The following is a 23145-nucleotide window of genomic DNA, read 5'->3' as shown; positions in this document are numbered from 1 at the left end:
AGGCGAAATGTCGTTACTTCGCCACGTTTGGACAAATCTTTTTAGGATAAACTACGCTGCAACGCGGCAATCCCCTTGCATTCAAAGTCAAGGGCGTTAAGAAGCGCGCATAAGCTTGGGACGATCGAGACCCCGGCTGGCTTACGGAATTTGCGCGGACGAAAAACCCGCGCCAGCACAGGCGGACCATCGATGAAGGTTTTCGCAGGCAACTCGAACCGGCTCCTGGCCGAAGCGATCTGCAATTATCTCAACCTGCCCCTGGGCAAAGCAACCGTTAGACGGTTTGCAGACCAGGAAATTTTCGTGGAAATTCAGGAAAACGTGCGCGGCGAGGATGTCTTCCTCGTTCAATCGACGTCCTTTCCGACCAATGACCATCTGATGGAACTGCTGATCATGACCGACGCCATGCGCCGCTCGTCAGCCCGCCGCATCACCGCCGTCATTCCCTATTTCGGCTATGCCCGCCAGGACCGCAAATCCGCTCCGCGCACGCCGATTTCTGCCAAGCTGGTCGCCAACCTGATCACCGAAGCCGGTGCCGACCGCGTCCTGACGCTCGACCTGCATGCCGGCCAGATCCAGGGCTTCTTCGATATTCCCACCGACAACCTCTACGCCGTGCCGATCCTGTCGCGCGACGTGAAGGAAAACTACAATCTCGAAAACGTCATGGTCGTTTCGCCCGACGTCGGCGGCGTGGTCCGTGCACGTGCTCTTGCCAAGCGCCTCGACTGCCAGTTGGCCATCGTCGACAAGCGCCGCGAGCGCGCCGGCGAATCCGAGGTTATGAACGTCATCGGTGATGTCACCGGCAAGGACTGTCTGCTGATCGACGATATCGTCGACAGCGGCGGCACGCTCTGCAATGCCGCCGAGGCACTGTTGAAGAACGGCGCCACCAGCGTTACGGCCTATATCACCCACGGCGTTCTGTCCGGCGGTGCTGTCGCCCGCGTCACCTCGTCGAAGCTGAAGGAACTGGTGATCACCGACTCGATCCAGCCGACCACGGCAGTCCAGTCGGCACACAATATCCGCGTCATCTCGACCGCCAGCCTGATCGGCGAAGCGATCAACCGCACCAGCCAGGAAGAATCGGTCTCCAGCCTGTTCGATTGATCCACTCAATCGGTGGCACCAGCCGCTTTACGCTCTTTTGACAATCGGAATGGCACAGGCCTCGCCGCCTGCAAACAACCGCGAGCGGGTGAGAAACCGCCGTTCGCGACCGTTGTCGAGCGAAAACATCCCGCCCCTGCCCGGCACGACGTCGATGATCAGCTGCGTGTGTTTCCAGACCTCGAACTGGCTGGCGCTGATATAGACGGGCACACCACCAATCTCGCCAAGCTTCACGTCGTTGTCGCCGACGATGTAATCGTCCGCCGGATAACACATCGGCGACGAACCATCGCAACAGCCGCCGGACTGATGAAACAGCACATCGGGATGATCTTGCTGGATTTCCTTGATGAACGCCAGCGCCGCGTCGGTGGCCAGCACACGCGGTTCGCCGTGGATGGTGTCGGTCATTGTCATTTCCTTCCGGACCGCATGAGATCTGCGGCGCACTCGGATAAACTCCCTCCCCCTTGTGGGGAGGGTTGGGGAGGGGATTTCTTTTTAAAAAGAAAGAACCCCTCCCCGTCGCTTCGCTCCGACCTTCCCCACAAGGGGGAGGGTTAACCTCAAAAGAAACCCAGCGCTTTCGGGCTGTAGCTCACCAGCATGTTCTTGGTCTGCTGATAGTGATCGAGCATCATCTTGTGGGTTTCGCGGCCGATGCCGGATTGCTTGTAGCCGCCGAAGGCCGCACCTGCCGGATAGGCGTGGTAGCAATTGGTCCAGACGCGGCCGGCCTGGATGTTACGGCCGAAATTGTAGCAGCGGTTGGCATCGCGGCTCCAGACGCCGGAACCCAGGCCATAGAGCGTGTCATTGGCGATTTCCAAGGCTTCCTCATCGGTCTTGAAGGTCGTTACCGACACGACTGGCCCAAAAATTTCCTCCTGGAAGACACGCATCTTGTTGTGGCCCTTGAACACCGTCGGCTTGACGTAGAAGCCACCGGAAAGTTCGCCTTCAAGATTGTTGCGCTCGCCGCCGATCAGGACCTCAGCGCCTTCCTGCTTACCGATATCCATGTAGGACATGATCTTTTCCAGCTGCTCGCTGGAAGCCTGGGCGCCGATCATTGTCGACATGTCGAGCGGGTTGCCCTGCTTGATCGCAGCAACGCGCTTGATCGCCTTTTCCATGAAGCGATCGTAGATCTTTTCATGCACCAGCGCGCGGCTTGGGCATGTGCAGACCTCGCCCTGGTTGAGCGCAAACATCGCAAAACCTTCCAGCGCCTTGTCGAGATAGTCATCATCCTCGCGCATGACGTCTTCGAAGAAGATGTTCGGCGACTTGCCGCCGAGTTCCAGCGTCACCGGGATCAGGTTCTGGCTAGCATATTGCATGATCAGCCGGCCGGTGGAGGTTTCACCGGTGAAGGCGACCTTGTTGATGCGCGGGTTGGTCGCCAGCGGCTTACCGGCCTCAAGACCGAAACCGTTGACGATGTTGAGCACGCCGGGCGGCAGAAGGTCGCCGACCAGTTCGATCCAGACGAGGATCGAGGCCGGTGTCTGTTCGGCCGGTTTCAGGATGACGCAATTGCCGGCAGCCAGCGCCGGAGCAAGCTTCCACGCAGCCATCAGGATCGGGAAATTCCACGGGATGATCTGGGCGACGACGCCGAGAGGCTCATGAAAGTGATAGGCGACCGTGTCGTGGTCGATCTCGCCGATCGTGCCTTCCTGAGCGCGGACGCAGGATGCGAAATAGCGGAAATGGTCGATGGCGAGCGGCATGTCGGCGGCCATCGTTTCACGCAGCGGCTTGCCGTTATCCCAGGTCTCGGCCTTGGCCAGAAGCTCGATATTGTCTTCCATCCGCTGGGCGATCTTCATCAGGATATTGGCGCGCTCAGTCGAGGAGGTGCGGCCCCATTTTTCCTTGGCGGCGTGGGCGGCATCCAGTGCCAGCTCGATATCGGCCGCCTCGGAACGGGCGATCTGGCAGAGAACCCCGCCGGTGACCGGTGTCGTGTTGTCGAAATAGCGGCCGCTCACCGGCTCGCGCCAATCGCCACCGATATAGTTGCCGTACTTCTGCTTGAACGGGTTCTCGACGATCTTTTGATGCAACATGTGATTTCTCCTCCTGAACAGACTCCAACATCTGTTGGGGAGAAAGGTGCGCCGGAACGTTCAGAACGCGTAGAGGCACCCTGCTTGCGCAGGACGCCAAGTGTTTCAGATGTGCGACAGGTGAAATGCAGCAAACGTGCTGCAGCGCGGCAAATGACGCCATGCCGGAACAGGCTACATCAATTGACCGAGAGTTTCTTCATCTTCCGGTACAGCGTCGCCCTGCTGATCCCCAAAGTATCGGCCGCCAAAGACACATTGCCATTGGCGCGCGACAACACGCGGCGAAGAGCGGCACGTTCGGCATCGACAAGATCCTCGCCCTGCCCCATTGGCGCCTCGTTCAATAGGTCGGCAGCCGGAAGGCCATTGGCAATGCGCCGGTCATCGAGATTGAGCTTGAGCCGGGCGGCGCGGGTTGCGCCAAGCACGAGATCATCGCGGTCGATGGCGATGAGCGCAGGACTGCTCTTGCCGTCGGCTGGCACCAGCAGAATGCGCGCGCCGTTGAAGGCGCGGTGGAACAAATTGGCCTCGATGCGGGCGGCGGCATCGCGCACCGCCTGCGACAACAGCAGCATGGCCATTTCGCCGGCATCGTCGCGGCAGGTGGAAATATCGATGGCGGCGGCGACCCGTCCGAGATGATCGCGGATCGGCGCAGTCACGCACGAGAGCCCCGTGTTGCAGCTGAGGAAATGCTGGTCGCGCTGGATGACCACGGCGCGCTCGTCGGCGATCGCCGTGCCGATACCGTTGGTGCCGACGCTTGCCTCGCTCCACACGGTTCCGGACCAGAGACCCAGCCCGCGAAAATCATGGTCGTCGCCCGGCGCGCCGCGGCGTTCGAGCGCAATGCCGTTCTCGTCGGTCAACAGCAGGCAGCATCCCGCCTTGCCAACCGTCGAAAACAGCCGGTCCAGTTCGCCTTGTGCCTCCTCGATCAGATGCCCGGATTTTTCCCGTGCCGCCCGGAACTCCTGCTCTGAAAGCCGTACGGGCGAGCGGGCATCTTCGGGTGACAGCCCGTGGACGGTCAGGCAGCGGCGCCAGGAGGCAGCGACGGGCGAACTGGCTGCGGCCGACATGTGGTGTGCAACGGCCTGAACATGATCGGAATGTTTCATCGGCTCTCCTCCCTGAGGGCTGACGCGAACCTCACCATCGATAGAATGGCAGTAAAACGTCCAGTTGAGCAAAGGTCAAAGACAAAACGGTCTCACCCCTATTTATAGCTCATCCGAAGCAGATGGTATTGCCCGAACATGACGATATGATAGGCGAATCTCTCGTCCAGACACGCCCGCAGCCATGGTTCCCGTACAATGTTTCGTGACTTCTCCCTTCAGAGCCTGTTCATGGGCCTGCTCACTGCCTTTGTTGGCTTCGCAAGTTCCTTTGCCGTCGTGCTGCATGGCCTGACCGGCGTTGGCGCAACCGAGGCGCAAGCGGCTTCCGGCCTGATGGCGCTGTCGGTTTCGATGGGTGTTTGTGCGATCGTGCTCAGCCTTTCAACACGGCTGCCGGTGAGCATCGCCTGGTCGACACCCGGTGCGGCGCTGCTGGCAAGTTCGGGCGCGGTCGCCGGCGGTTTCAATACGGCGGTCGGTGGTTTCCTGATCTGCGGCGCGCTGATCGTCCTTGCAGGCCTGTGGAAACCGCTGGGGCGGGCAGTTGCCGCAATCCCGGCGGCGCTCGCCAATGCGATGCTCGCCGGAGTGCTGATCGGACTGTGCTTTGCGCCGGTCAAGGCCATCGCCTTCAATCCTCTGCTTGGTCTGCCCATCGTCATCGCCTGGGTGATTGTCGGCAGTATCAACCGGCTGTTTGCAGTGCCCGCCGCGCTTCTGGCATTCGTGCTGGTGCTGGCCTTTGGGGTCGATATGCCGGCCGATGCGATGACGCGGCTTTCGGCGACGCTGGTTCCGCATATCGAATGGGTCACCCCGGCTTTCACCGTCGCCGGCCTCGTCAGCATTGCGCTGCCGCTGTTCATCGTCACCATGGCATCGCAGAACATTCCGGGCATCGCCGTCCTGAAGGTCAACGGCTATGAACCGCAGCCCGGCCCGCTGTTTGCAACAACCGGCTTATTCTCGATCCTGAGTGCCCCGTTCGGCGGCCACGCGGTCAATCTGGCGGCGATCACCGCTGCGATGTGCGCCGGCGAGGATGCGCATCGCGACCCGGCCCGGCGTTACTGGTCGGCGATCGTTGCCGGTGCCGGTTATATTGTCTTCGGGCTTTTGGCGGCGACCGTGACGGCCTTTGTCAGTCTCGCCCCACCGATCCTGATCCAGGCGGTGGCCGGCCTTGCCTTGATCAGCGCCTTTGCCGGATCGGCCATGGCCGCATTCAAGGAAGCCGACGGCCGGGAAGCAGCAGCCGTGACATTTCTGGTTACCGCATCCGGCGTCAGTTTCGCAGGGGTCTCCGGTGCTTTCTGGGGGCTGATGGCGGGCGGGCTGATGCTCGCACTCGCCCGGTTCACCCGATCGCGGAAAGGTTGAGACAGCCGGTCAAGCGACGGCGGACCGGATGTGGATGGTTTCCGGTTCTGTCTGGGCGGCCTCGTCGCAGGATCGTTCCCCGCCCGTCCTGTTCACCACATGACTGATCTCGCTCAACGGCATCGGCCTGCCGAACAGAAAACCCTGCACCTGCGGACAGCCTTCCTTCAACAGGAAATCCATATGCTCTTCGCGTTCGACACCTTCGGCCAGAACCGGAATGCCGAGGCTGTCGGCAAGGATGATGGTCGAGCGGACGATCGCCGCCGACTGGCGGTTGGTCGTCACGCCATCGATGAAGGCACGGTCGATCTTGATCTTGTCGAACGGAAAGTTCTGCAAGGTCGTGAGAGAGGAATAGCCGGTGCCATAGTCGTCCATGGCGATCTTGACGCCGAGTTGCTTCAACTGCCGGATGATACGCAGGGCATTTTGATGATCGGCGATGATGCCGGATTCGGTGATTTCCAATTCCAGCCGCGATGGCTCAAGGCCGGTTTCCAGAAGAATTTCGTGCACCCGCGTCGCCAGGTTGGCGTTGGCGAGCTGGCCCGGAGCGACATTCACGGCGATCCTGAGCGGGTTCTTCCAGCATGCCGCCTGCTGGCAGGCGGTAAGCAGGACCCAATCGCCCAGTTCGTGAATGAAGCCGTTCCTATCGGCGATCGGAATGAATTCCGCCGGTGGCACCATGCCCCGCACAGGATGATGCCAGCGCAACAGAACCTCGAAACCGATGACGTCACGGGTCAGCGAGTTGTTTTGATACTGGTAATAGAGCTCGAATTCATTGCGCTCGATCCCCTGGCGCATGTCCATCGCCAGTGCGCTGCGATCCCGGGCCGCATCATCCATCGCCGGCTCGTAGTGCCGAACGGCGTTCGATCCGACAGTCTTGGCACGGTACATCGCAAGATCCGCCTGGGCCAGAAGCTCCTCCGGCTTGGGCGCGTCGGCAGGGTAGCGGGAAATACCCACGCTGGTGCCGACGAGCAGATTTTTCCCCTGCCATTCGACGGGCTTGATGATCGCCTCGATCAGCCTCGACGCGAAGGCGGACGCGGCATGATCCCCGGCGAGATTGCGGGACAGGGCAACAAACTCGTCGCCCCCCATGCGGGCGATGAACTCCCCCTCGCCCAACACCTTCGACATGCGTTCGGCCACGCCGCGCAAGACCGCATCGCCGGCCGCATGCCCATGCACGTCGTTGACGTCCTTGAACCGGTCGAGGTCGAAAGACAGGACCGCAATCCCCGGCGCGTCATTCTTCTGCCGGGATATCATCTCCTGAAGATGTTCTCCGAGAGCGACGCGGTTTGGCAATCCGGTCAACGGATCGTGAAGCGACAGATAGCGGAACCGCTCCGCCGTTCCCCGGGTCGATTGAAGGTCGATGGCGTAGGTCGATGCGCCGAGCGCCAGCATCATGCCGATGATTGCAACCACGACCGTCAACAGGCTGTCGGGGATCATGTCATTGGAGGTGACAATGAGCGAATCCGGGATGATCGTGATCGCGCTCATCGCGGTAAAATGCATCGTCGTGATCGCCAGGATCAGGGCGGCAATACCGAGATATTGACGCAGCGGCGCACCGGGTCTTGCAATCAGGCTCATCGCAACGGCGCCGAAGCCGATGCCGAGAAACACGGAGGCAGCGTAGTAGCCTGGATCCCATTCCATCCGGCCGGCGATCTGGTAACCGGCCATGCCTGTATAGTGCATGATGGCGATCCCTGCCCCGACGACGACGCCGCCGAATTCGATGAGAAAGCCGGGCTTGCCTGCCGCCGTGATCAGAAACCCCAAAATGGTGACGCCGATCGCAGCAGCCAGCGATGCCATCGTCAGCGTCGGCTCGTAGGCATGAGCCAGAGGCGGATCGAAACTCAGCATGGCAATGAAATGCGTCATCCAGATCGTCGATCCACCGACGACACCGCTCATGAACAGCCAGTTCAGCTTCTGCATCCCACCGCCGCGCTGAACCCGGACATAGAGCCGGACAGTTAAAAGCGAACCCAGTACGCAAACAAGAGTTGCGAGCGCGAGAAGTCCGTAACTATGGTCGGTGGCTATACAGGAAAGAACCTTGAGCATTGACACCACTCGTACTGATACGAAAGCATCGTCTCACGCAACCACTAATAATCATTAAATGACATTGCCGCAACCTGCCATGGGAACGGCACCCCGGGAATTGGATGTCCGGCAATGACGTAAACCTCGGAAAATATGTGTTCTTCGGTTTGGCGTATCGTCCCAGATGCGGCGCCGTTCACACCACTGAACCGAAAAATGCACTCGTATAACGTGCAGTTTTAAGGTGTTTGACCCGGCCTGTGCAACGCGCAGGCCGCAATTGTCCGATTTTGGTGCGTCCGCACTTTGTCAATCATGCAGCGACGGCGTTTTCCCCGTCCCTTTCGGGCGCCCGCGCAAGGGCTGGAAGCAGCAGTGACGTATTGTTCACCACATGGTCGATCTCGCTGAGCGGCATCGGCCGTCCGAACAGATATCCCTGCACCTGCAGGCAGCCTTCGCTGCGCAGGAAGTCCATGTGTTCCTCGTTCTCCACCCCTTCGGCTAGCACGGGAATGTCCAGGCTCTGGGCGAGGATGATGGTCGAGCGGACGATCGCGGCCGACTGCCGGTTGCTGGTCACCCCATCGATGAAAGCACGATCGATCTTGATCTTGTCGAACGGAAAATTCTGCAGCGTCGAAAGCGACGAATAGCCGGTTCCATAGTCGTCCATGGCGATCTTGACGCCGAGCTGCTTCAACTGACGGATGATGTGCAGCGCGTGCTGCTGGTCGGCGATGATGCCCGATTCGGTGATTTCCAGTTCCAGGCGGGCTGCGTCGAGGCCCGTCTCCTTCAGGATTTCGCTGACGCGGTTGGGAAAATTGGTATCGGCCAGCTGGGCCGGGGCAACATTGACGGCAATCTTGATGGGATTTTCCCAGGAGGCCGCCTGACGGCAGGCGCTCAACAGCACCCAGTCCCCGAGTTCGTGAATGAAGCCGTTCTTCTCGGCGATCGGGATGAATTCCATTGGCGGAACCATGCCGCGCACGGGATGCTTCCAGCGCAACAGAACTTCAAATCCGATGACGTCCCGTGTCACCGAGTTGTTCTGGTACTGGTAATAGAGTTCGAACTCGTTGCGCTCGATACCCTGGCGCATATCCATGGCAAGGACGCTGCGACTGCGAGCGGCATCGTCCATCGACGGTTCGTAGAGTCGGATCGAATTGGAACCGGCCGCCTTGGCGCGGTACATTGCGAGATCCGCCTGCGCCAAAAGCTCTTCAGGCGTGCCCGCATCAACAGGGAAAAGCGAAATGCCCACGCTGGTGCCGACCAAGAGTGTCTGCCCTTGCCATTCGACAGGCCTGCCGATCTCCGCGATCAGCCGCGAAGCAAAGGTTTTGGCCTCGCTTTTCATGAAGAAATTCGACGTGAGCGCGACGAATTCATCGCCGCCGATGCGGGCGACGTATTCCCCCTCACCCAAGACCTGTGACATCCGCTCGGAGATTGTGCGTAAAACCGCATCACCGGCCGCATGGCCGTGGACGTCGTTGACATCCTTGAACCGGTCGAGGTCGAAGGAGAGCACCGCGACACGTGCGGTATCGTCCTTCTGGCGCCGGATAATGTCTTCGAGATGCTCGCCGAAGGCAACCCGGTTCGGCAGGGCCGTCAGCGGATCGTGCAGGGACAGGTGACGGAAGCGCTCGGCGGCCAGATGGCTGGAATGCAGATCGATGACATAGGTCGAGGCACCGAGGCCGAGCATCAGGCACATCATCGCCATGACCATGATGATCAGCAGATTGTCCGGAATAAGAGCCGCAGACGGCTGGATCATCGGATCGGGAACGATGGTGATCGCGGCCATGCCGGTGAAATGCATGCTGACGATTGCCAGGATCAGCGCTAAGACACCGCCGTATTTGCAAAAGCGTGTTACCGGACGCGCAACCCGGCTGGTGGCCAGAGCCCCGAAACCGATGCCCAGAATGATCGAAGCGGCATAATAGGTGAAATCCCATTCCACCCGGCCGGCGATCTGGTAGGCCATCATGCCCATGTAATGCATGATGGCGATGCCGGCGCCGACGATCGCACCACCAAGCTCGATGGTCGGACCGGTCTTGCGCATCGCCGTGACGGCAAAGCCCAATGTGGTGACGGCGATCGCCACGCCCAGCGATGCCAGGGTCAGGATCGGCTCATAGGCATGTGCCAGCGAGGGCCTGAAACTCAGCATGGCGATGAAATGCGTCGTCCAGATCGTCGATCCGCCGATCGCGCCGCCCAGAAACAGCCAGTTCAGCTTCTGCACACCGACGGTACGCCTGACACGGGCATAGAGCCGTATGGTCAGGACGGACCCGAGAACACAGACGAGAGTTGCAAGCGACAACAAGCCATAATGATGGTCTGTTGCGATGCAGGAGAGAACCTTGATCATAAAACACCTGTTTTGAACGTGGCCGCAATGTGCCATGCAACAGCTAAGAGAGATTAACGGGGCGGATTTTCCATAATTTGACGGTTATCAAGCCCTGAACGATATCGCGCGTTGCGTGCAACGGCGGTTGCAGCGCTACTTTCAGGCGGATTTTGAGGCAAAGCGGCGCTTTTTCCCGAAAAACCGGCTTTGCTTGCATTTACGGGTATTCTCGGCTATGGACGCGCGTCCGCGCAGACACCCTTGGAGGCAAACGCGGATGAGGCGGTCAAACGTCTCGGTTCATCCAGTCTTGATAGATAAGCGGATGAGCTCTCCAAAACACACCAGAAAGGTACGACCATGAGCCATGCATCCTACGAGCTCAAGGCCGAAACGCGCGAACGGGTTGGTAAGGGGTCCTCCCGTGAACTTCGCCGCAACGGTCTTATTCCTGCAGTCATCTATGGTGACAAGCAGACACCGATTTCCATCGCCCTCTCCACGAAGGAAGTCACCCAGAAGATTCACGCCGGTGGTTTCATGACCACCATCGCCACGATCGACGTTGGCGGCGAGAAGATCCGCGTACTGCCGAAGGACTACCAGCTGGATCCGGTCCGTGACTTCACCATGCACGTCGATTTCCTTCGCGTTTCGAAGGATAGCGTCGTCACCGTTGAAATCCCGGTTCACTTCGTCAACGAAGAAAAGTCCCCGGGCCTCAAGATCGGCGGCGTTTTGAACATCGTTCGTCACGAAGTCGAACTGGTTGTTCCGGCCGACGATATTCCGGAATTCCTGACGGCCGACCTGTCGGGCCTCAAGATCGGCGACGGCATCCACATCTCGAACATCAAGCTGCCGAAGAACGCGACACCGGTTATCGCCGACCGCGACTTCACCATTGCTACCATCGCGCAGCCTGCCGGCGGCACGACGGAAGAAGAAGAAACAGCTTCCGAGTAAAAATCGGGGCCTGACGGCCTGGATTGTGAACCCGCCTCACACCGCGTGAGGCGGGTTTTTTGTTGCGTAGTGCGCGCCTCACCGGTCCAGTACGGTGGACCAACCCGGCTTTTGTCCAGAGGTTTCAGCAACATTTAAGATTTTCATGATGTGTTGTCGCTGGGGGATTTTTCCGGCTTCAGTGTACGAGAATCCTAATGGGACGTAAGATTGGTACAGCGACCGGGTGCATCCGATGATGCACTCTGTTGAAAATCGTTTTATTGCGATCGTTTGTGGTGCGATGCTTGTCTTTATCGCTCCGTTGATCGTGTTGTTTCTGACCCTGTCGTCAGAGCGCGTTGCGCGTGACAGCCTGCAGAACACGCAGGTTCTCATGGAGGCAGGTGCTCAGGCGCTTGCCAAGCCGCTTTGGGATTTCGATACGGACGGTATCGAGCAGATTGCAAAATCGCTGATCGGCGATGCGGCGATCATGTCGGTGCAGGTCAAAGACAGTTCCCAATCGATCTCCGTCACTCTTCCCACCGGCCCAGTGGATGCCAGCCTGCCGCACAAGGTTCTCACCAGGGAAATCCTCTATAATTCGAAGGACGGCCAAAAATCTGTCGGCACTCTGGAGATATGGCTCTCCACGCCCGGCCTCCTGTCGCGCTTCAGCAGGGATGAGCTAAGCGTATTCTTCATCCTGATCGTCGCCGTCGGCATCGTCTTTGCAGCAGCCATCCTCGGCAACCGCCTGACCGTCATCCGGCCGCTGATGCGGTTGACGGCAGCGATCGAAGCCACCCGGAGGCTCGGTTCGCGCCACCATGTCGACTGGACTTCGGACGACGAGATGGGAGCGTTGGCCCATAATTTCAACGAGATGCAGAGCAAGCTGGAGCGTGAGGAAACCGAGCTGAAGCTCGCCCATAGCCGGGCGACCGACATCTACAACCTCACACCTTCCATGCTGTTCTCCCTTGATCTGGCCAATTGCCTCACCGCCGTCAGCGACTACTGGCTGACGGCCACTGGCTATGCGCGCAGCGATGTCATCGGACGTGTCTTTACCGATTTCGTCGATGAACACTGGCACGAAACCTACCGGGCGCGCCGCCGCAACGGCAACACCACCCATGCCAATATCTGCGAGGTCACGGTTCCCTTCATCAAGGCGAATGGTGACACGATGACCGTTCTCATCCTTGAAATGAAAAGTGCCACCAGCGGCGAGCGCGGCGGCCTCTCTCTGTCCGTCATGACCGACGTCACCGAACTGAAGCAGGCCGAAAGCCGCAACCACGCGCAGGCCATCACCGATCATCTGACAGGCCTCTTGAACCGCCAGGGTTTCGAAGCAGCCCTCGATGAGGGCATCCATCAGGCAGACGAGAACAGGATGCAACTCGCCTGCATCTTCATCGATCTCGACCGCTTCAAATGGATCAACGATAATTTCGGCCATGCCGCCGGCGACGAAGTGTTGCGCCAGGTCGTTGCCCGTATCCGCACCACCCTTCGCCCCGGAGATACGATGTCACGGCTCGGCGGCGACGAATTTGCCATCCTCGTCAGCGCCGAGGATGTCGAGGCTCTGGCAAGCGAGATCGGCGACCGCATCTGCGCCAGCCTGCGCCAGCCGATCCTCGTCGAAGGTGCGGAGCTCTCGGTCAGCGCCAGCGTCGGTATCGCGCTTTATCCCGACCACGCGGCAAACGCGGCGGAACTGCTTTTGAAATCCGACATGGCGATGTATGCGCGCAAGCGCGACGGCAAGAACGGCATGCTGCTGTTCGATACCAGCATGCTCGACATCGCCCGCGAACGCCATGAAATGGAACAGAACATCGAAGCCGGCCTCAAGGAGGACTGGTTCGAAGCCTATCTGCAGCCGATCGTCAGCTTGAGCGATGGCCGCATTGCCGGCTTCGAAGCGCTGATGCGCCTGAACCATCCGGAAAAGGGCATCCTGCCGCCCGCCAAGATCATCGGCATTGCCGAGGAAACCGGCACGATCGCCCGCATCGGCGAGCGGGTGCTGGAAAAGGCGATCAGCCACCTGGCCCGGCTGACGCGTATGGAGGGGACAGAGACCACCTATCTCGCGGTCAATTTCTCGCCGCTCCAGTTCGAAGAGACGTTGCCGCACAAGCTGGCGGCACTGCTGCTCAAAAACCATATCTCGCCAGCCCGCATCGTCATCGAAATCACCGAAGCCGTGCTGATGCTCGACAATCCCGATGTACACGCGGTGCTGAAGCAGCTCAGCGAATTCGGCTGCCGCATCGCGCTCGACGATTTCGGCACCGGCTATTCCTCGCTGAGCTATCTCAACCGGTTCCCGGTCGATATCGTCAAGGTCGATCAGTCCTTCACACGGTCGCTGACGACAGGAACTGCCAACGTCCGCCGCAAGAGCCGGATGTTGATCAAGGGCATCCGGACGATCTCGCACCAGATGGGCTGTACCGTCGTTGCCGAAGGTATCGAGACCAAGGAGCAATGGGAGCTGCTGCGCAAGCTCGGTCTCGACTACGGTCAGGGCTATCTGTTCAGCCGGCCGATGCCGATCGAAAACATGCTGCTGATGCTGGAAATGGAATCAGAAGCGAAGGCCACCAGCCTCGCATGATGACAACGACAATGACGGGAGAACGGGTATGAGACACATTGCGTTCGCACTCGCCCTCCTTCTATCAGGTACGGCTGTGTCGGACACCGCCAATGCCGAAACACTGAAATTGCTGACGGAGGAATATCCTCCCTACAACTTCAGCAAAAATGGGGTCATCAGCGGTGCTGCCGTCGAGCAGGCCGAACTGATGATGAAGGGCCTCGATACGCCCTACTCGCTGGAAATCCTCCCCTGGGCGCGGGCCTTGTCGCTTGCTGAAAATCAGCCATGGACCTGCGTCTTCACGACAGGGCATGACGATGAGCGGGACAAACGCTTCAAATGGGTCGAGCCGCTGCTCGTCGATCGCATGGTCATGGTGCGCAAGACGAGCTCTGGCGTCAATCCGGCCAATATCGAAGAAGCCAAGCGTTTTACGGTGGGGACGCAGCGTGGGGATTTTTCCGCCACCTATCTGCAGAACCACGCTTTTCCCAAGATCGATCTCGCTGCCGACATGGAAACCACGGTCAAGAAGCTGCTCGGAGGGCGCATCGATCTGATGATGACCTCCGAAAAGACGTTCGAGGCGATGCGCGACGAGGGAAAGGCGCTTGAACCCGCGCTCGTCCTTGAAGGCAAGCTCTATGGTTTCGCCTGCAACCTCAACCTGCCCGATGCCCTGGTGGAAAAAATGCAGGCACAGCTCGAAAAACTCATCGCCGACGGCACGCAGGACCGGATTTTCGCCAAATACGGACTGCGCGGGAACCGCTAGGCCAGCCAACCCAAGCCTCACATTCTCTGGAGGGCACCTGTCGGTCTCCCCTGCACGCACCAGGGTCTGACCGGAAATCTTTGCAGCCGTAGCGCAAACAGTTGACATCCGGCCGCCAACACGGTGCAAGACGGGTCTGTCCGACTGTTAGAGATACATCCATGCAGATTTTCGCAGGTCTTGGTAATCCCGGCGCCGACTATGCCGGAAACCGCCACAATATCGGTTTCATGGCCGTCGACGCGATCCAGCAGCGCCACAGCTTCTCGCCGTGGTCGAAGAAGTTCAAGGCGCTGATTTCGGAAGGCGAGATCGGCGGCGAACGGGTGCTCCTGATGAAGCCGCAGACGTTCATGAACCTGTCGGGCGAGGCGGTGGGCGAAGCCATGCGCTTCTACAAGCTGGAGCCGAAGCACATTCTGGCGATCTACGACGAACTCGATCTGATCGAGGGGAAGGCGCGGATCAAGACCGGCGGCGGCCATGGCGGCCATAACGGCATCAAGTCGCTCGATGCCCATTGCGGCCGGGAATACCGCCGCCTGCGCCTCGGAATCGGCCATCCCGGCTCCAAGGAGAAGGTGAACAACCACGTGCTCGGCGATTTTTCCAAGGCCGACAAGGTCTGGCTGAAGCCACTGCTCGATGCACTTGCCGACAATGCCGAGATGCTGGTCAAATCAGACGATTCGCAGTTTCTCAACAAGCTGACGCTGGCCACCGGCGGCAAGCCGGAACCTGAACCGGCACCCGCCAAACCGGCTGGAAAATCGCATATCCGCCAGGCCCGCAACAGCGCCCAGCCAAAGATCCTGCCGACAACCGGACCGATGGCCGACATGCTGAAGAAGCTGTTCGGCAACAAGGACGAATAGACGTGCAGGCTGACGATTTCCGTATCCGGCCGGCAGTGCGGGGCGACCTTCCGGCGCTGCTTGCGCTCTACCGCCAGCTCAACGCGGATGATGTGGAGATTGCGCCGGATATCGCAACTGAGCGCTTCGTCGAGATCACCGCCCAGCCCGGCATGACGGTGCTGATCGGTCTCTCGGGCGAAGCCTTAACCTCGTCGGTGACGCTGGTGGTAATCCCCAACCTCACCCGCAGCGGCGCGCCCTATGCGTTGATCGAAAATGTCGTCACGCACGCGGAATACCGCAAGCGCGGCCATGCGAGGGCCTTGATCAAAAACGCGCTCGAATGCGCCTGGCGACAGGGCTGCTACAAGGTCATGCTGCTGACCGGTTCCAAGGAACAATCGACGCTGAAATTCTATCAGGGCTGCGGCTTCACGCAGAACAAGACCGGCTTCCAGATCCGGCGTCCGCCCGGGATTTGACGCTCCCGAAGAGCGCCTCCCCTATTCTTCCGGCTCGGTGGTGAACATCAGCGGAAAGCCCGCTTCCTTGCCGAGATCGGTTGCTTCCTTGGCCTTGCTTTCGGCAATATCCTTGGCACAGACGACGATGACGCAGACTCCCATCTTGTGCGCCGTCAGCATCATCCGGTAACCGGTCTCCTCGCTCATGTGAAACACCGCCTTCAGCACCATGATGACGAATTCGCGCGGCGTATAATCGTCGTTGATCAGAATGACCTTGTAGAGCTTCGGCCTTTCCAGCTTCGGCTTGGTCGTCGTTTTCGGCTCGAGACTGGTGTCGTTGTCCGCCATCGGAAATCCACACTTTTTGCAGGGGAGTGGAGGATGGAGACATTGTGCATCGTGACCAGCTCCGAGACAAGACGGACAACGGGTCGTCAGTCCGCAGCGAGCAACAGGACGGCCTGATCGGTCTTTTTCAAGATTGCCGCCGCTCGTTTGTCGAATGTCGCGAAAACCACGCCACCAAGCCTGCGTCCCTCGAACGCGATGACGCCATCGGCAAAATCGCCACCAGCATTCATGACGGCGAGTCCCGCTTCGGCTGCCATGCGTTCGATGACGATCTTTTCCGCTCCCAGAAGCCGGACGATGACAGCGATCACTTGCTCTCTGCTCAGTCGATAGGAACTGCGCAGAACCCACACCGTTTCGCAGAGCGTTACCAATGGAATGACGATGCAGTCCGCAGTTGTCAGCGCGTTTCTCGCCTGACGAGTTTCGCTGTTGTCGTCATCGACAATGCTGCGAATAAGCACGTTGGTGTCGGCGATCAGCTTCAATACTTGACCTCGCCTGCCCAGCCTGCCGCAATGGCTTCATTGATATGATCGATCGTCGGAACTCTGCCGGTCGTATTTTTTACCATCCCGAACAGCCCTTCGATACTCTGTTTTTCCGGCTTGACGATGCTAACGGACACCCTGCCGTTCGCCAAAAGATCGACATTGAGGCTATCGCCCGGTTGAGCACCGAGATGCTGCAAAACTTCCTTTTTAAGCGTAACCTGCCCTTTCGAAGTGACTTTTAGCATCGCCATGTTTATCTCCTGCACAGCCTTGAAAGTAAGGTAAAACAGCCTTACCTGCAAGTCGAAATGCCATCAGGTGTCACCTTAACAGCTCTGAGGCTTGACCTCGGCCCAAGTTTCCGCAAAAGGCACTGCAACAGAATTCGATTGGACAGGTTTCAAGGCCATGGGTTTCAAATGCGGTATCGTCGGACTGCCGAATGTCGGCAAGTCCACACTCTTCAACGCGCTGACCAAGACGGCGCAGGCGCAGGCCGCGAACTATCCGTTCTGCACCATCGAGCCGAACACCGGCGAAGTGGCCGTGCCGGACCCGCGCATGCGCAAGCTGGCCGATATCGCCAAGTCGAAGGAACTGATCCCGACCCGTATCTCCTTTGTCGATATCGCCGGCCTCGTGCGTGGCGCGTCGAAGGGTGAAGGCCTCGGCAACAAGTTCCTCGCCAATATCCGCGAAGTCGATGCGACCGTGCATGTGCTGCGCTGCTTTGAAGACGACGACATCACCCATGTCGAAGGCCGCATCAATCCGGTTGGCGATGCCGAAACGATCGAGACCGAGCTGATGCTCGCCGATTTGGAAAGCCTGGAGCGCCGCACCGAGCAGACGCGCAAGCGCGCCGCCTCCAAGGACAAGGAATCGGTCACCCTGCTGCCGGTCATGGATGCAGCCTTGAAGCTGCTTCAGGACGGCAAGCCGGTACGCACGCTTTTGCCGACGCTGGATGCGGAAGAAAAGCTGGTGCTGCAGAGCCTCAATCTCTTGACCGCCCATCCGGTTCTCTACGTCTGCAACGTCGCCGAAGCCGATGCCGTGTCCGGCAATGCCCACACCAAGGCCGTTGAAGAAATGGCCAAGGCGCAGGGCGCCGAAACCGTGGTCATCTCGGCTGCGATCGAATCCGAAGTTGCGCAATTGCCGGAAGAGGAAGCCAAGGAATTCCTGGAGGCGCTCGGCCTGCACGAAGCCGGTCTCGACCAGTTGATCCGTGCCGGCTACAAGCTGCTCGACCTGATCACCTATTTCACCGTCGGCCCCAAGGAAACCCGCGCCTGGACCATTCCGCGCGGCACCAAGGCACCGGCCGCAGCCGGCGTCATCCACACCGATTTCGAACGCGGCTTCATCCGCGCCTTCACCATCGCCTATGACGACTACATCGCCTTCGGTGGTGAAAGCGGCGCCAAGGAAGCCGGCAAGGCGCGCGACGAAGGCAAGGAATATGTCGTCCAGGACGGCGACGTGATCCACTTCCGCTTCAACACCTAAACCAAGCGGCAAGCCAGCCAATCGGCTCCGCCTGCGACAAACACTTCAAGACATGACAACGCCGTTCGTTAACTCTAGCGAGCGGCGTTGCCGTCTGTGGCGATGGCAGCGGCCATTGGCGCTTGCCCTTCCGGCGTGCGGCTCTATGTTTGCCTCGCAATCACTCAAGGAGTTTTCCATGCGCCTGCTACCTGCCCTTCTGCTTTCAACCGCCCTCGTCACCCAGCCGGTGCAGGCCGCAGATATCAGCCATCAGGGCGCTCAGGAACTCGAGCAGAAATTCACCGCCTACCTGCCGGAAACCTTGGCGAAGTCCGGCCTGATCAAGGTCCGCCCCGGGACTGCCGATTACGAGCTGACCTTCGATCCAACCGTGCTCCTGAAGGACGTTGATCCAAAGACCTTCAGCATTTCGGGCCTGAAGCCGTTTCTGTCGCTGATCCGGCCGATGGAAGACGGGCTCTGGCACTTCTCCCAGGCAGCGGATCTCGATGTGAAGGGACAGTTCACCGCCGGAACCGAAAAGACCGATTTCACCTACAAGGTCGACGCGATGCGTACCGAAGGCATCGTCGATCCCGATCTGCTCTATTTCAAATCCGGCGAGATGTCGGCAGACGGCCTTTTCATGACATCGACATCGCCGCAGCAGTCGGTCGAGGCGCGGTTCGGGTCGATGAAATCGACGATGAATGCGACGCGGACAACGCCTGAGACCATCGACATCCGCTCCAACATGGCGATGAAGGGCTTTACCGAAACGATCATCGATCCCGCAAAAATGAAGGTCGATATCTCCGCCGACAGCATGACGGCGGATGTCGCGTTCAACGGGCTCACCTATCGCCCGGTGCAGGATCTGGTTTTCTTCGTCCTCGACAATGTGAAGAAGGAAAAGCTGCTGCCGACCGAGCAGGTCCGCCTCAAGGCTCTGGTGCGGGCCAACCTGCCGATGTTTGACAACCTTTTGGAATCGATCGAGGTCGCCAATCTCAAGGTCGCTACCCCGACCGGCACCTATGGCGCCGAAACCCTGCGCTACACGATCGATACCAACGGCCTGAAGGATGACGCGAAGGTCGGCTTCGGCGTCACCATCGACAAGCCCTCGCTGCCGCCTGGCCTGGTTCCGGATGCCTTTGCCTCGGCGCTGCCAGAAACCTTGACCACCCGCATCTCGCTGGAAAAGCTCAACCTGGCAAGCGGTATCACCTATCTGATCGACCGCGCCAATTTCGACACCGACAAGCCGCTGACCGACGAACAATCGGCGGAAGCCGGCCGCATCTTTCTGCCGGGCGGCGCCATGACGATCAAGTATGACGAGGTTTCGGCCCGCTCCGCCGTCTACGATTTCAGCCTCTCGGGCACGACCACCGTCTATCCCGAACAGCAGGGCCGCCAGAACACCGACATCACCCTTTATGCCAAGCATTTCGACAAGACGATCTCCTACCTGCAGAACAATGCTGCGACCGTGCCGGAATTCGGTCAGGCCGCGTTCATGCTGTTGATGGTCAAGGGCTTCGCCAAGCGGGCGCCGGATGGCCGTGATATGTGGAACATCGTTGTGGACGAAAACAAGAAGGTGAAGATCAACGGCCAGGACCTGCCTTTCCAGCCTTGACCCGGTACGCCCTCGTTGCTGTTTCCATTTCCCAGAACACGCACGGATGTTAGAACGTGCGTGTTGGAGAATATTTGACCATGCTTCATTTTGAAGATTTTCCGGCCGGTAAACGGTTCGATTTCAAGCCGATCGAGGTCAAGGCCGAGGAGGTGATCGCCTTTGCGTCGGAATTCGATCCGCAGCCGATGCACCTATCGGAAGACGGAGGCAAGGCCAGCATCCTGGGCGGACTTGCGGCCTCGGGCTGGCATACCAGCGCGATGATGATGCGCATGCTGTGCGACGGCTATATCCACGAGACGGCGTCTGAAGGTTCTCCCGGCGTCGACAGCATGGAGTGGAAGAAGGCGGTGCTTGCCGGCGATACGCTGTCCGGCAGCTGCACCGTCGTTGATGCGCGGGTCTCGCGCTCAAGACCCGAGATCGGCATCGTCCGGCTGCGGGCCATCGTCACCAACCAGCGCGGCGAGACGGTGGCGATCTGCGACTATGCCAACATGATCCGCTGCCAGCCGACGGGAGAACAAACGGCGGGAGAAAAACCATGAAGCTGTCGGACCTTCATCCCGCGGGAATACGGGAAACCATCGGCACGGTGACCTTCACGGCTGAGGACATCATCCATTTCGCCGAAAAGTTCGATCCGCAGCCCTTTCATCTTGACGAGGAACGAGCCAAACAGTCGCTGTTCGGCGGGCTCTGTGCATCCGGCTGGCATACCTGTGCCGGCTGGATGAAATGCTTTGTCCCTTACTGGTTGGGCGAAATGAAGCGGCTGGCGGCCGAAGGCATCGTGGCGCCAAAACTTGGCCCGTCGCCCGGTTTTCGCGACATGCGCTGGCTGCGGCCGGTCTTTGCCGGCGACACGATCACCTACTTCGTCACGTTCGTCACGGCAAAGGATCTGGAATCACGGCCGGGATGGCGGATCAACACCATCCTCTGCGAAGGCGAGAATCAGGATGGCCAGCCGGTCATCCGGTTCGAGAGCAAGGTCATCGAGTTCCCTTGAGACAACCCGTCGTCAGCCCTTCGCGCGGTAGACCGGATGCAGGCGTGAGGTAATGCCGGCAGGCAGGACCGAAACGATGGCCCGCCGCAGCACCTGCCAGAAGATACCGATCATCAGCACGACAACGCCGACCGCAAGCACGGTGACCGAAAAATAATCGCTGAAATCCACACCGCCGCGCTGCAGGATCGTCCAGATAGCCAATCCGAGCGACAGTAGCCCGGACGTGACGAAGGCGCGCCGGTCGATGATCAGGCCGACAGCCATGAACGCGATGACGATCGCCAGCACGGCTGCGGCATCGCTCGGCGATGTCGCATCCCCCCACCATTCTCCCGACACGTTGCGCAGGAAGATGAATGACAGCATGGCATAGAGCAGCGCCGGAGCAGCCGCCAGATGCAGCCAGAACGCTACGTCGGATTGACGGCTCTTGCGGGTTGGATCGGCAATATCGTAGGACATTGCCGCCGAAAAGATGCCCAGCGCGCTGATCAGGAATATGCTCGCAGTGAGGCCTGTATGCTCAGTGATGAGCTCGGCCGAGCCCAAGACCTTGGAGAGCAGGACAAGCACGATATCCATGGCCAGCAGGAACAGCGACAGAAGCGTCGCCGCAAGTGCCAGCGGCACTCGGTATCGCCAGTAGAATACGGCCATAACAGTGGCGAAGATCGGCAGTACCATAAGCCAGTCGGTCAAGGTGTCGAGCCCCTCGGGGGCCGCCACTTCGACAACCAGAAGGGCAAACATGACGGTCCAGTGCGCCAGAGCCACCGTCAGCGCCACAGCCGGAAGCGCCAGACGTTGCCGCCGGATCAGAATTTCAGCCAGAATGACGATTGCCGGGAGGACAGCAAACAGGCTGCCGATACCCCAAAGCCCGACCAGCGCCACGATGACGCCGATGGTGATCAGGATATCGTGAAAGCCGCGAACGAAACGCGGCTGTTCGCTTTCTTCGGCCTCAAGCGCATCTTCGGCCTGCAGGACATGTTCGGGCGCTGCACGCTTTTCGTCACTCGCACCAGTGTCTGTGGCAAGCAGAAACGGCACCAGCTTTTCAGCCTGTGCGGGCGTGATAATCCCCTCGTCAGCGGCGGAGCTGAGCGCATCGCGTATCGAAACCATGTGTGTTTTCCTGGTGTATCAGTGGCCGTCGAATTCGATCAGCGTGCGAACCTCGACACCGAGGGCTTCCAGCTTCTTGCGGCCGCCGAGTTCCGGCAGGTCGATGATGAAACAGGCGGCGACAATATCGGCGCCCATCTGCTGCAGAAGCTTGGTCGCGCCTTCGGCGGTACCGCCGGTGGCGATCAGGTCATCGACCAAAACGACCTTTTCACCCGGCTTGATAGCGTCGCGGTGCATTTCCATCTCATCGACGCCGTATTCGAGGCTGTAGGCGATGCGGACGATATCGTGCGGCAGCTTGCCCTTCTTGCGGATCGGCACGAACCCGGCCGACATCTGGTGCGCCATGGCGCCGCCCATGATGAAGCCGCGTGCCTCAACACCGGCAACCTTGTCGATCTTGGTACCTGCAAAGGGCTGGATCAACGCATCGATCGCGCTGCGAAAAGCGCGCGGATTGCCAAGCAGCGTGGTGATATCGCGGAACATGATGCCGGGCTTCGGATAATCCGCAATGTTGCGGATGGAAGCGATCAGTTCCTGCTGAAGAGAAGAGCTCATGATGATGGGCATGCCTTTGCGGAGGTCTCAGGGAGACGAAGGCATAGCATCAAAGCCCGGGTTTTCTATAGTGCTTTCTGATCGAAATCGGCGGGGAGCAGGACCGAAACTGCCCTGCTCCGCCATTCAACCTATTGGGCGGTATCGCTCGTCTTGAGCTTGTCCTGCACCTTCTTGGCGACATCCGGATTAGTCTGCGCCGCAGTGATGATGGTCTTGTATTCGTCAAGCGACATGTCGGGTGATTTTTCAACCGCATTGATCATCTGCTTGTTGGCTTCGTTCTGAAGCTTCTGCTTGTTCACCGCATCCTTTTCGGCGCCGATCTTGGCGGCATAGTCCTGACGCACCTTGTCGACCTGCAGATAGGCAACGGCGAAGGCTTCGATCTTCTGGTCGCTGATGGCGGCGGGTGCCGTGCCCTGCATCGGCTGGGTTGCCTGTGGCTCAGCAGCGCCTTGGGCAAAGGCGGGCGAATTGATGACGATCAGGCTGAGAGCGGCAGCGGTCAGGGCTGCAACGGGCATGTGGCGAATGGTCATATGCGTGTCCTTCCTTAAGTCAGTCTCAAGACGATTTTCACCGTCCTTTCCGAAAGGGGCT

22 protein-coding genes are annotated in these 23145 nt (G+C 59.5%); 11 read left to right on the top strand and 11 right to left on the bottom strand.

The features are described 5' to 3' along the window. The first annotated feature begins 192 nt into the window (after positions 1 to 192). Positions 193 to 1125 (top strand): ribose-phosphate pyrophosphokinase, encoded by a 933-nt coding sequence (locus tag ACP7BS_RS00495; protein ID WP_426227249.1) that lies wholly within the window; start codon positions 193 to 195, stop codon positions 1123 to 1125. Positions 1126 to 1152: 27 nt separating this feature from the next. Here ACP7BS_RS00495 and ACP7BS_RS00490 read toward each other — a convergent pair whose 3' ends face one another. The 3 genes from ACP7BS_RS00490 to ACP7BS_RS00480 form a co-directional block, all read right to left on the bottom strand. Then, positions 1153 to 1539 (bottom strand): DUF779 domain-containing protein, encoded by a 387-nt coding sequence (locus ACP7BS_RS00490; RefSeq protein WP_426227247.1) that lies wholly within the window; start codon positions 1537 to 1539, stop codon positions 1153 to 1155. A 155-nt stretch (positions 1540 to 1694) separates the two neighbouring features. Continuing rightward, positions 1695 to 3203 carry an aldehyde dehydrogenase gene (gene adh, locus ACP7BS_RS00485; RefSeq protein WP_113245001.1) on the bottom strand — a complete coding sequence of 503 codons (1509 nt, stop codon included), beginning with the start codon at positions 3201 to 3203 and terminating at the stop codon, positions 1695 to 1697. Positions 3204 to 3382: 179 nt separating this feature from the next. Then, a complete protein-coding gene (locus ACP7BS_RS00480; protein WP_426235244.1) occupies positions 3383 to 4330 on the bottom strand; it encodes a helix-turn-helix domain-containing protein in 948 nt (315 codons plus the stop codon). 198 nt (positions 4331 to 4528) lie between these two features. Here ACP7BS_RS00480 and ACP7BS_RS00475 point away from each other — a divergent pair, with 198 nt between their 5' ends. Continuing rightward, positions 4529 to 5713, top strand: a complete 1185-nt coding sequence (locus ACP7BS_RS00475) for a benzoate/H(+) symporter BenE family transporter (protein ID WP_426235242.1) — start codon at positions 4529 to 4531, stop codon at positions 5711 to 5713. A gap of 9 nt (positions 5714 to 5722) precedes the next feature. Here the strand turns inward: ACP7BS_RS00475 and ACP7BS_RS00470 are convergent, their stop codons facing one another. Both ACP7BS_RS00470 and ACP7BS_RS00465 read right to left on the bottom strand, forming a co-directional pair. Then, positions 5723 to 7687: a bifunctional diguanylate cyclase/phosphodiesterase gene (locus ACP7BS_RS00470; protein WP_426235240.1), complete on the bottom strand. Its 1965-nt coding sequence runs from the start codon at positions 7685 to 7687 to the stop codon at positions 5723 to 5725. Between the two features lie 424 nt (positions 7688 to 8111). Further along, positions 8112 to 10199: a putative bifunctional diguanylate cyclase/phosphodiesterase gene (locus tag ACP7BS_RS00465; RefSeq protein ID WP_426235238.1), complete on the bottom strand. Its 2088-nt coding sequence runs from the start codon at positions 10197 to 10199 to the stop codon at positions 8112 to 8114. 342 nt (positions 10200 to 10541) lie between these two features. Here ACP7BS_RS00465 and ACP7BS_RS00460 point away from each other — a divergent pair, with 342 nt between their 5' ends. The 5 genes from ACP7BS_RS00460 (at position 10542) to ACP7BS_RS00440 (ending at position 15863) form a co-directional block, all read left to right on the top strand. Next, positions 10542 to 11147, top strand: a complete 606-nt coding sequence (locus ACP7BS_RS00460; protein WP_209855063.1) for a 50S ribosomal protein L25/general stress protein Ctc — start codon at positions 10542 to 10544, stop codon at positions 11145 to 11147. 235 nt (positions 11148 to 11382) lie between these two features. Next, positions 11383 to 13764 (top strand): EAL domain-containing protein, encoded by a 2382-nt coding sequence (locus ACP7BS_RS00455; protein WP_426235236.1) that lies wholly within the window; start codon positions 11383 to 11385, stop codon positions 13762 to 13764. 28 nt (positions 13765 to 13792) lie between these two features. Continuing rightward, entirely contained in the window at positions 13793 to 14524 is a 732-nt protein-coding gene (locus tag ACP7BS_RS00450; RefSeq protein ID WP_426235234.1) for a substrate-binding periplasmic protein, read from the top strand. A gap of 161 nt (positions 14525 to 14685) precedes the next feature. Further along, a complete protein-coding gene (gene pth, locus ACP7BS_RS00445; RefSeq protein ID WP_426235232.1) occupies positions 14686 to 15399 on the top strand; it encodes an aminoacyl-tRNA hydrolase in 714 nt (237 codons plus the stop codon). Between the two features lie 2 nt (positions 15400 to 15401). Beyond that, positions 15402 to 15863 (top strand): GNAT family N-acetyltransferase, encoded by a 462-nt coding sequence (locus ACP7BS_RS00440; RefSeq protein WP_426235231.1) that lies wholly within the window; start codon positions 15402 to 15404, stop codon positions 15861 to 15863. A 21-nt stretch (positions 15864 to 15884) separates the two neighbouring features. Here the strand turns inward: ACP7BS_RS00440 and clpS are convergent, their stop codons facing one another. The 3 genes from clpS to ACP7BS_RS00425 form a co-directional block, all read right to left on the bottom strand. Then, entirely contained in the window at positions 15885 to 16196 is a 312-nt protein-coding gene (gene clpS, locus ACP7BS_RS00435; protein ID WP_426235229.1) for an ATP-dependent Clp protease adapter ClpS, read from the bottom strand. A gap of 86 nt (positions 16197 to 16282) precedes the next feature. Continuing rightward, positions 16283 to 16687: a type II toxin-antitoxin system VapC family toxin gene (locus ACP7BS_RS00430; protein WP_426227226.1), complete on the bottom strand. Its 405-nt coding sequence runs from the start codon at positions 16685 to 16687 to the stop codon at positions 16283 to 16285. Continuing rightward, a complete protein-coding gene (locus ACP7BS_RS00425) occupies positions 16684 to 16944 on the bottom strand; it encodes an AbrB/MazE/SpoVT family DNA-binding domain-containing protein (RefSeq protein ID WP_426235227.1) in 261 nt (86 codons plus the stop codon). The genes ACP7BS_RS00430 and ACP7BS_RS00425 overlap by 4 nt, the downstream gene beginning before the upstream one ends. Before the next feature lie 157 nt (positions 16945 to 17101). On the opposite strand from ACP7BS_RS00425, the gene ychF reads away from it, so the two are divergent. From ychF to ACP7BS_RS00405, 4 genes are all read left to right on the top strand, one after another. Beyond that, a complete protein-coding gene (ychF, locus tag ACP7BS_RS00420) occupies positions 17102 to 18205 on the top strand; it encodes a redox-regulated ATPase YchF (protein ID WP_113312836.1) in 1104 nt (367 codons plus the stop codon). A gap of 178 nt (positions 18206 to 18383) precedes the next feature. Continuing rightward, positions 18384 to 19832, top strand: a complete 1449-nt coding sequence (locus tag ACP7BS_RS00415; RefSeq protein ID WP_426235225.1) for a hypothetical protein — start codon at positions 18384 to 18386, stop codon at positions 19830 to 19832. An 80-nt stretch (positions 19833 to 19912) separates the two neighbouring features. Continuing rightward, complete coding sequence (locus ACP7BS_RS00410) at positions 19913 to 20383, top strand: MaoC family dehydratase (protein ID WP_426235223.1); 471 nt, start codon at positions 19913 to 19915, stop codon at positions 20381 to 20383. After that, entirely contained in the window at positions 20380 to 20847 is a 468-nt protein-coding gene (locus ACP7BS_RS00405; RefSeq protein WP_426227216.1) for a MaoC family dehydratase, read from the top strand. Before ACP7BS_RS00410 ends, ACP7BS_RS00405 begins: the two co-directional genes overlap by 4 nt. 12 nt (positions 20848 to 20859) lie before the next feature. Here ACP7BS_RS00405 and ACP7BS_RS00400 read toward each other — a convergent pair whose 3' ends face one another. The 3 genes from ACP7BS_RS00400 to ACP7BS_RS00390 all read right to left on the bottom strand — a co-directional run bounded on the left by ACP7BS_RS00400 (position 20860) and on the right by ACP7BS_RS00390 (position 23084). Continuing rightward, positions 20860 to 21978, bottom strand: a complete 1119-nt coding sequence (locus tag ACP7BS_RS00400) for a hypothetical protein (RefSeq protein WP_426235221.1) — start codon at positions 21976 to 21978, stop codon at positions 20860 to 20862. Positions 21979 to 21996: 18 nt separating this feature from the next. Continuing rightward, positions 21997 to 22542 (bottom strand): adenine phosphoribosyltransferase, encoded by a 546-nt coding sequence (locus ACP7BS_RS00395; protein ID WP_060506056.1) that lies wholly within the window; start codon positions 22540 to 22542, stop codon positions 21997 to 21999. A 131-nt stretch (positions 22543 to 22673) separates the two neighbouring features. Continuing rightward, complete coding sequence (locus ACP7BS_RS00390) at positions 22674 to 23084, bottom strand: DUF4168 domain-containing protein (RefSeq protein WP_426235219.1); 411 nt, start codon at positions 23082 to 23084, stop codon at positions 22674 to 22676. Positions 23085 to 23145: the final 61 nt, after the last annotated feature.

This window comes from Pararhizobium sp. DWP1-1-3, from assembly GCF_049896125.1.
Taxonomy (GTDB): domain Bacteria; phylum Pseudomonadota; class Alphaproteobacteria; order Rhizobiales; family Rhizobiaceae; genus Pararhizobium.
The sequence above is the reverse complement of the archived record's forward strand: the minus strand, read 5'-3'. Positions and strand labels throughout refer to the sequence as shown.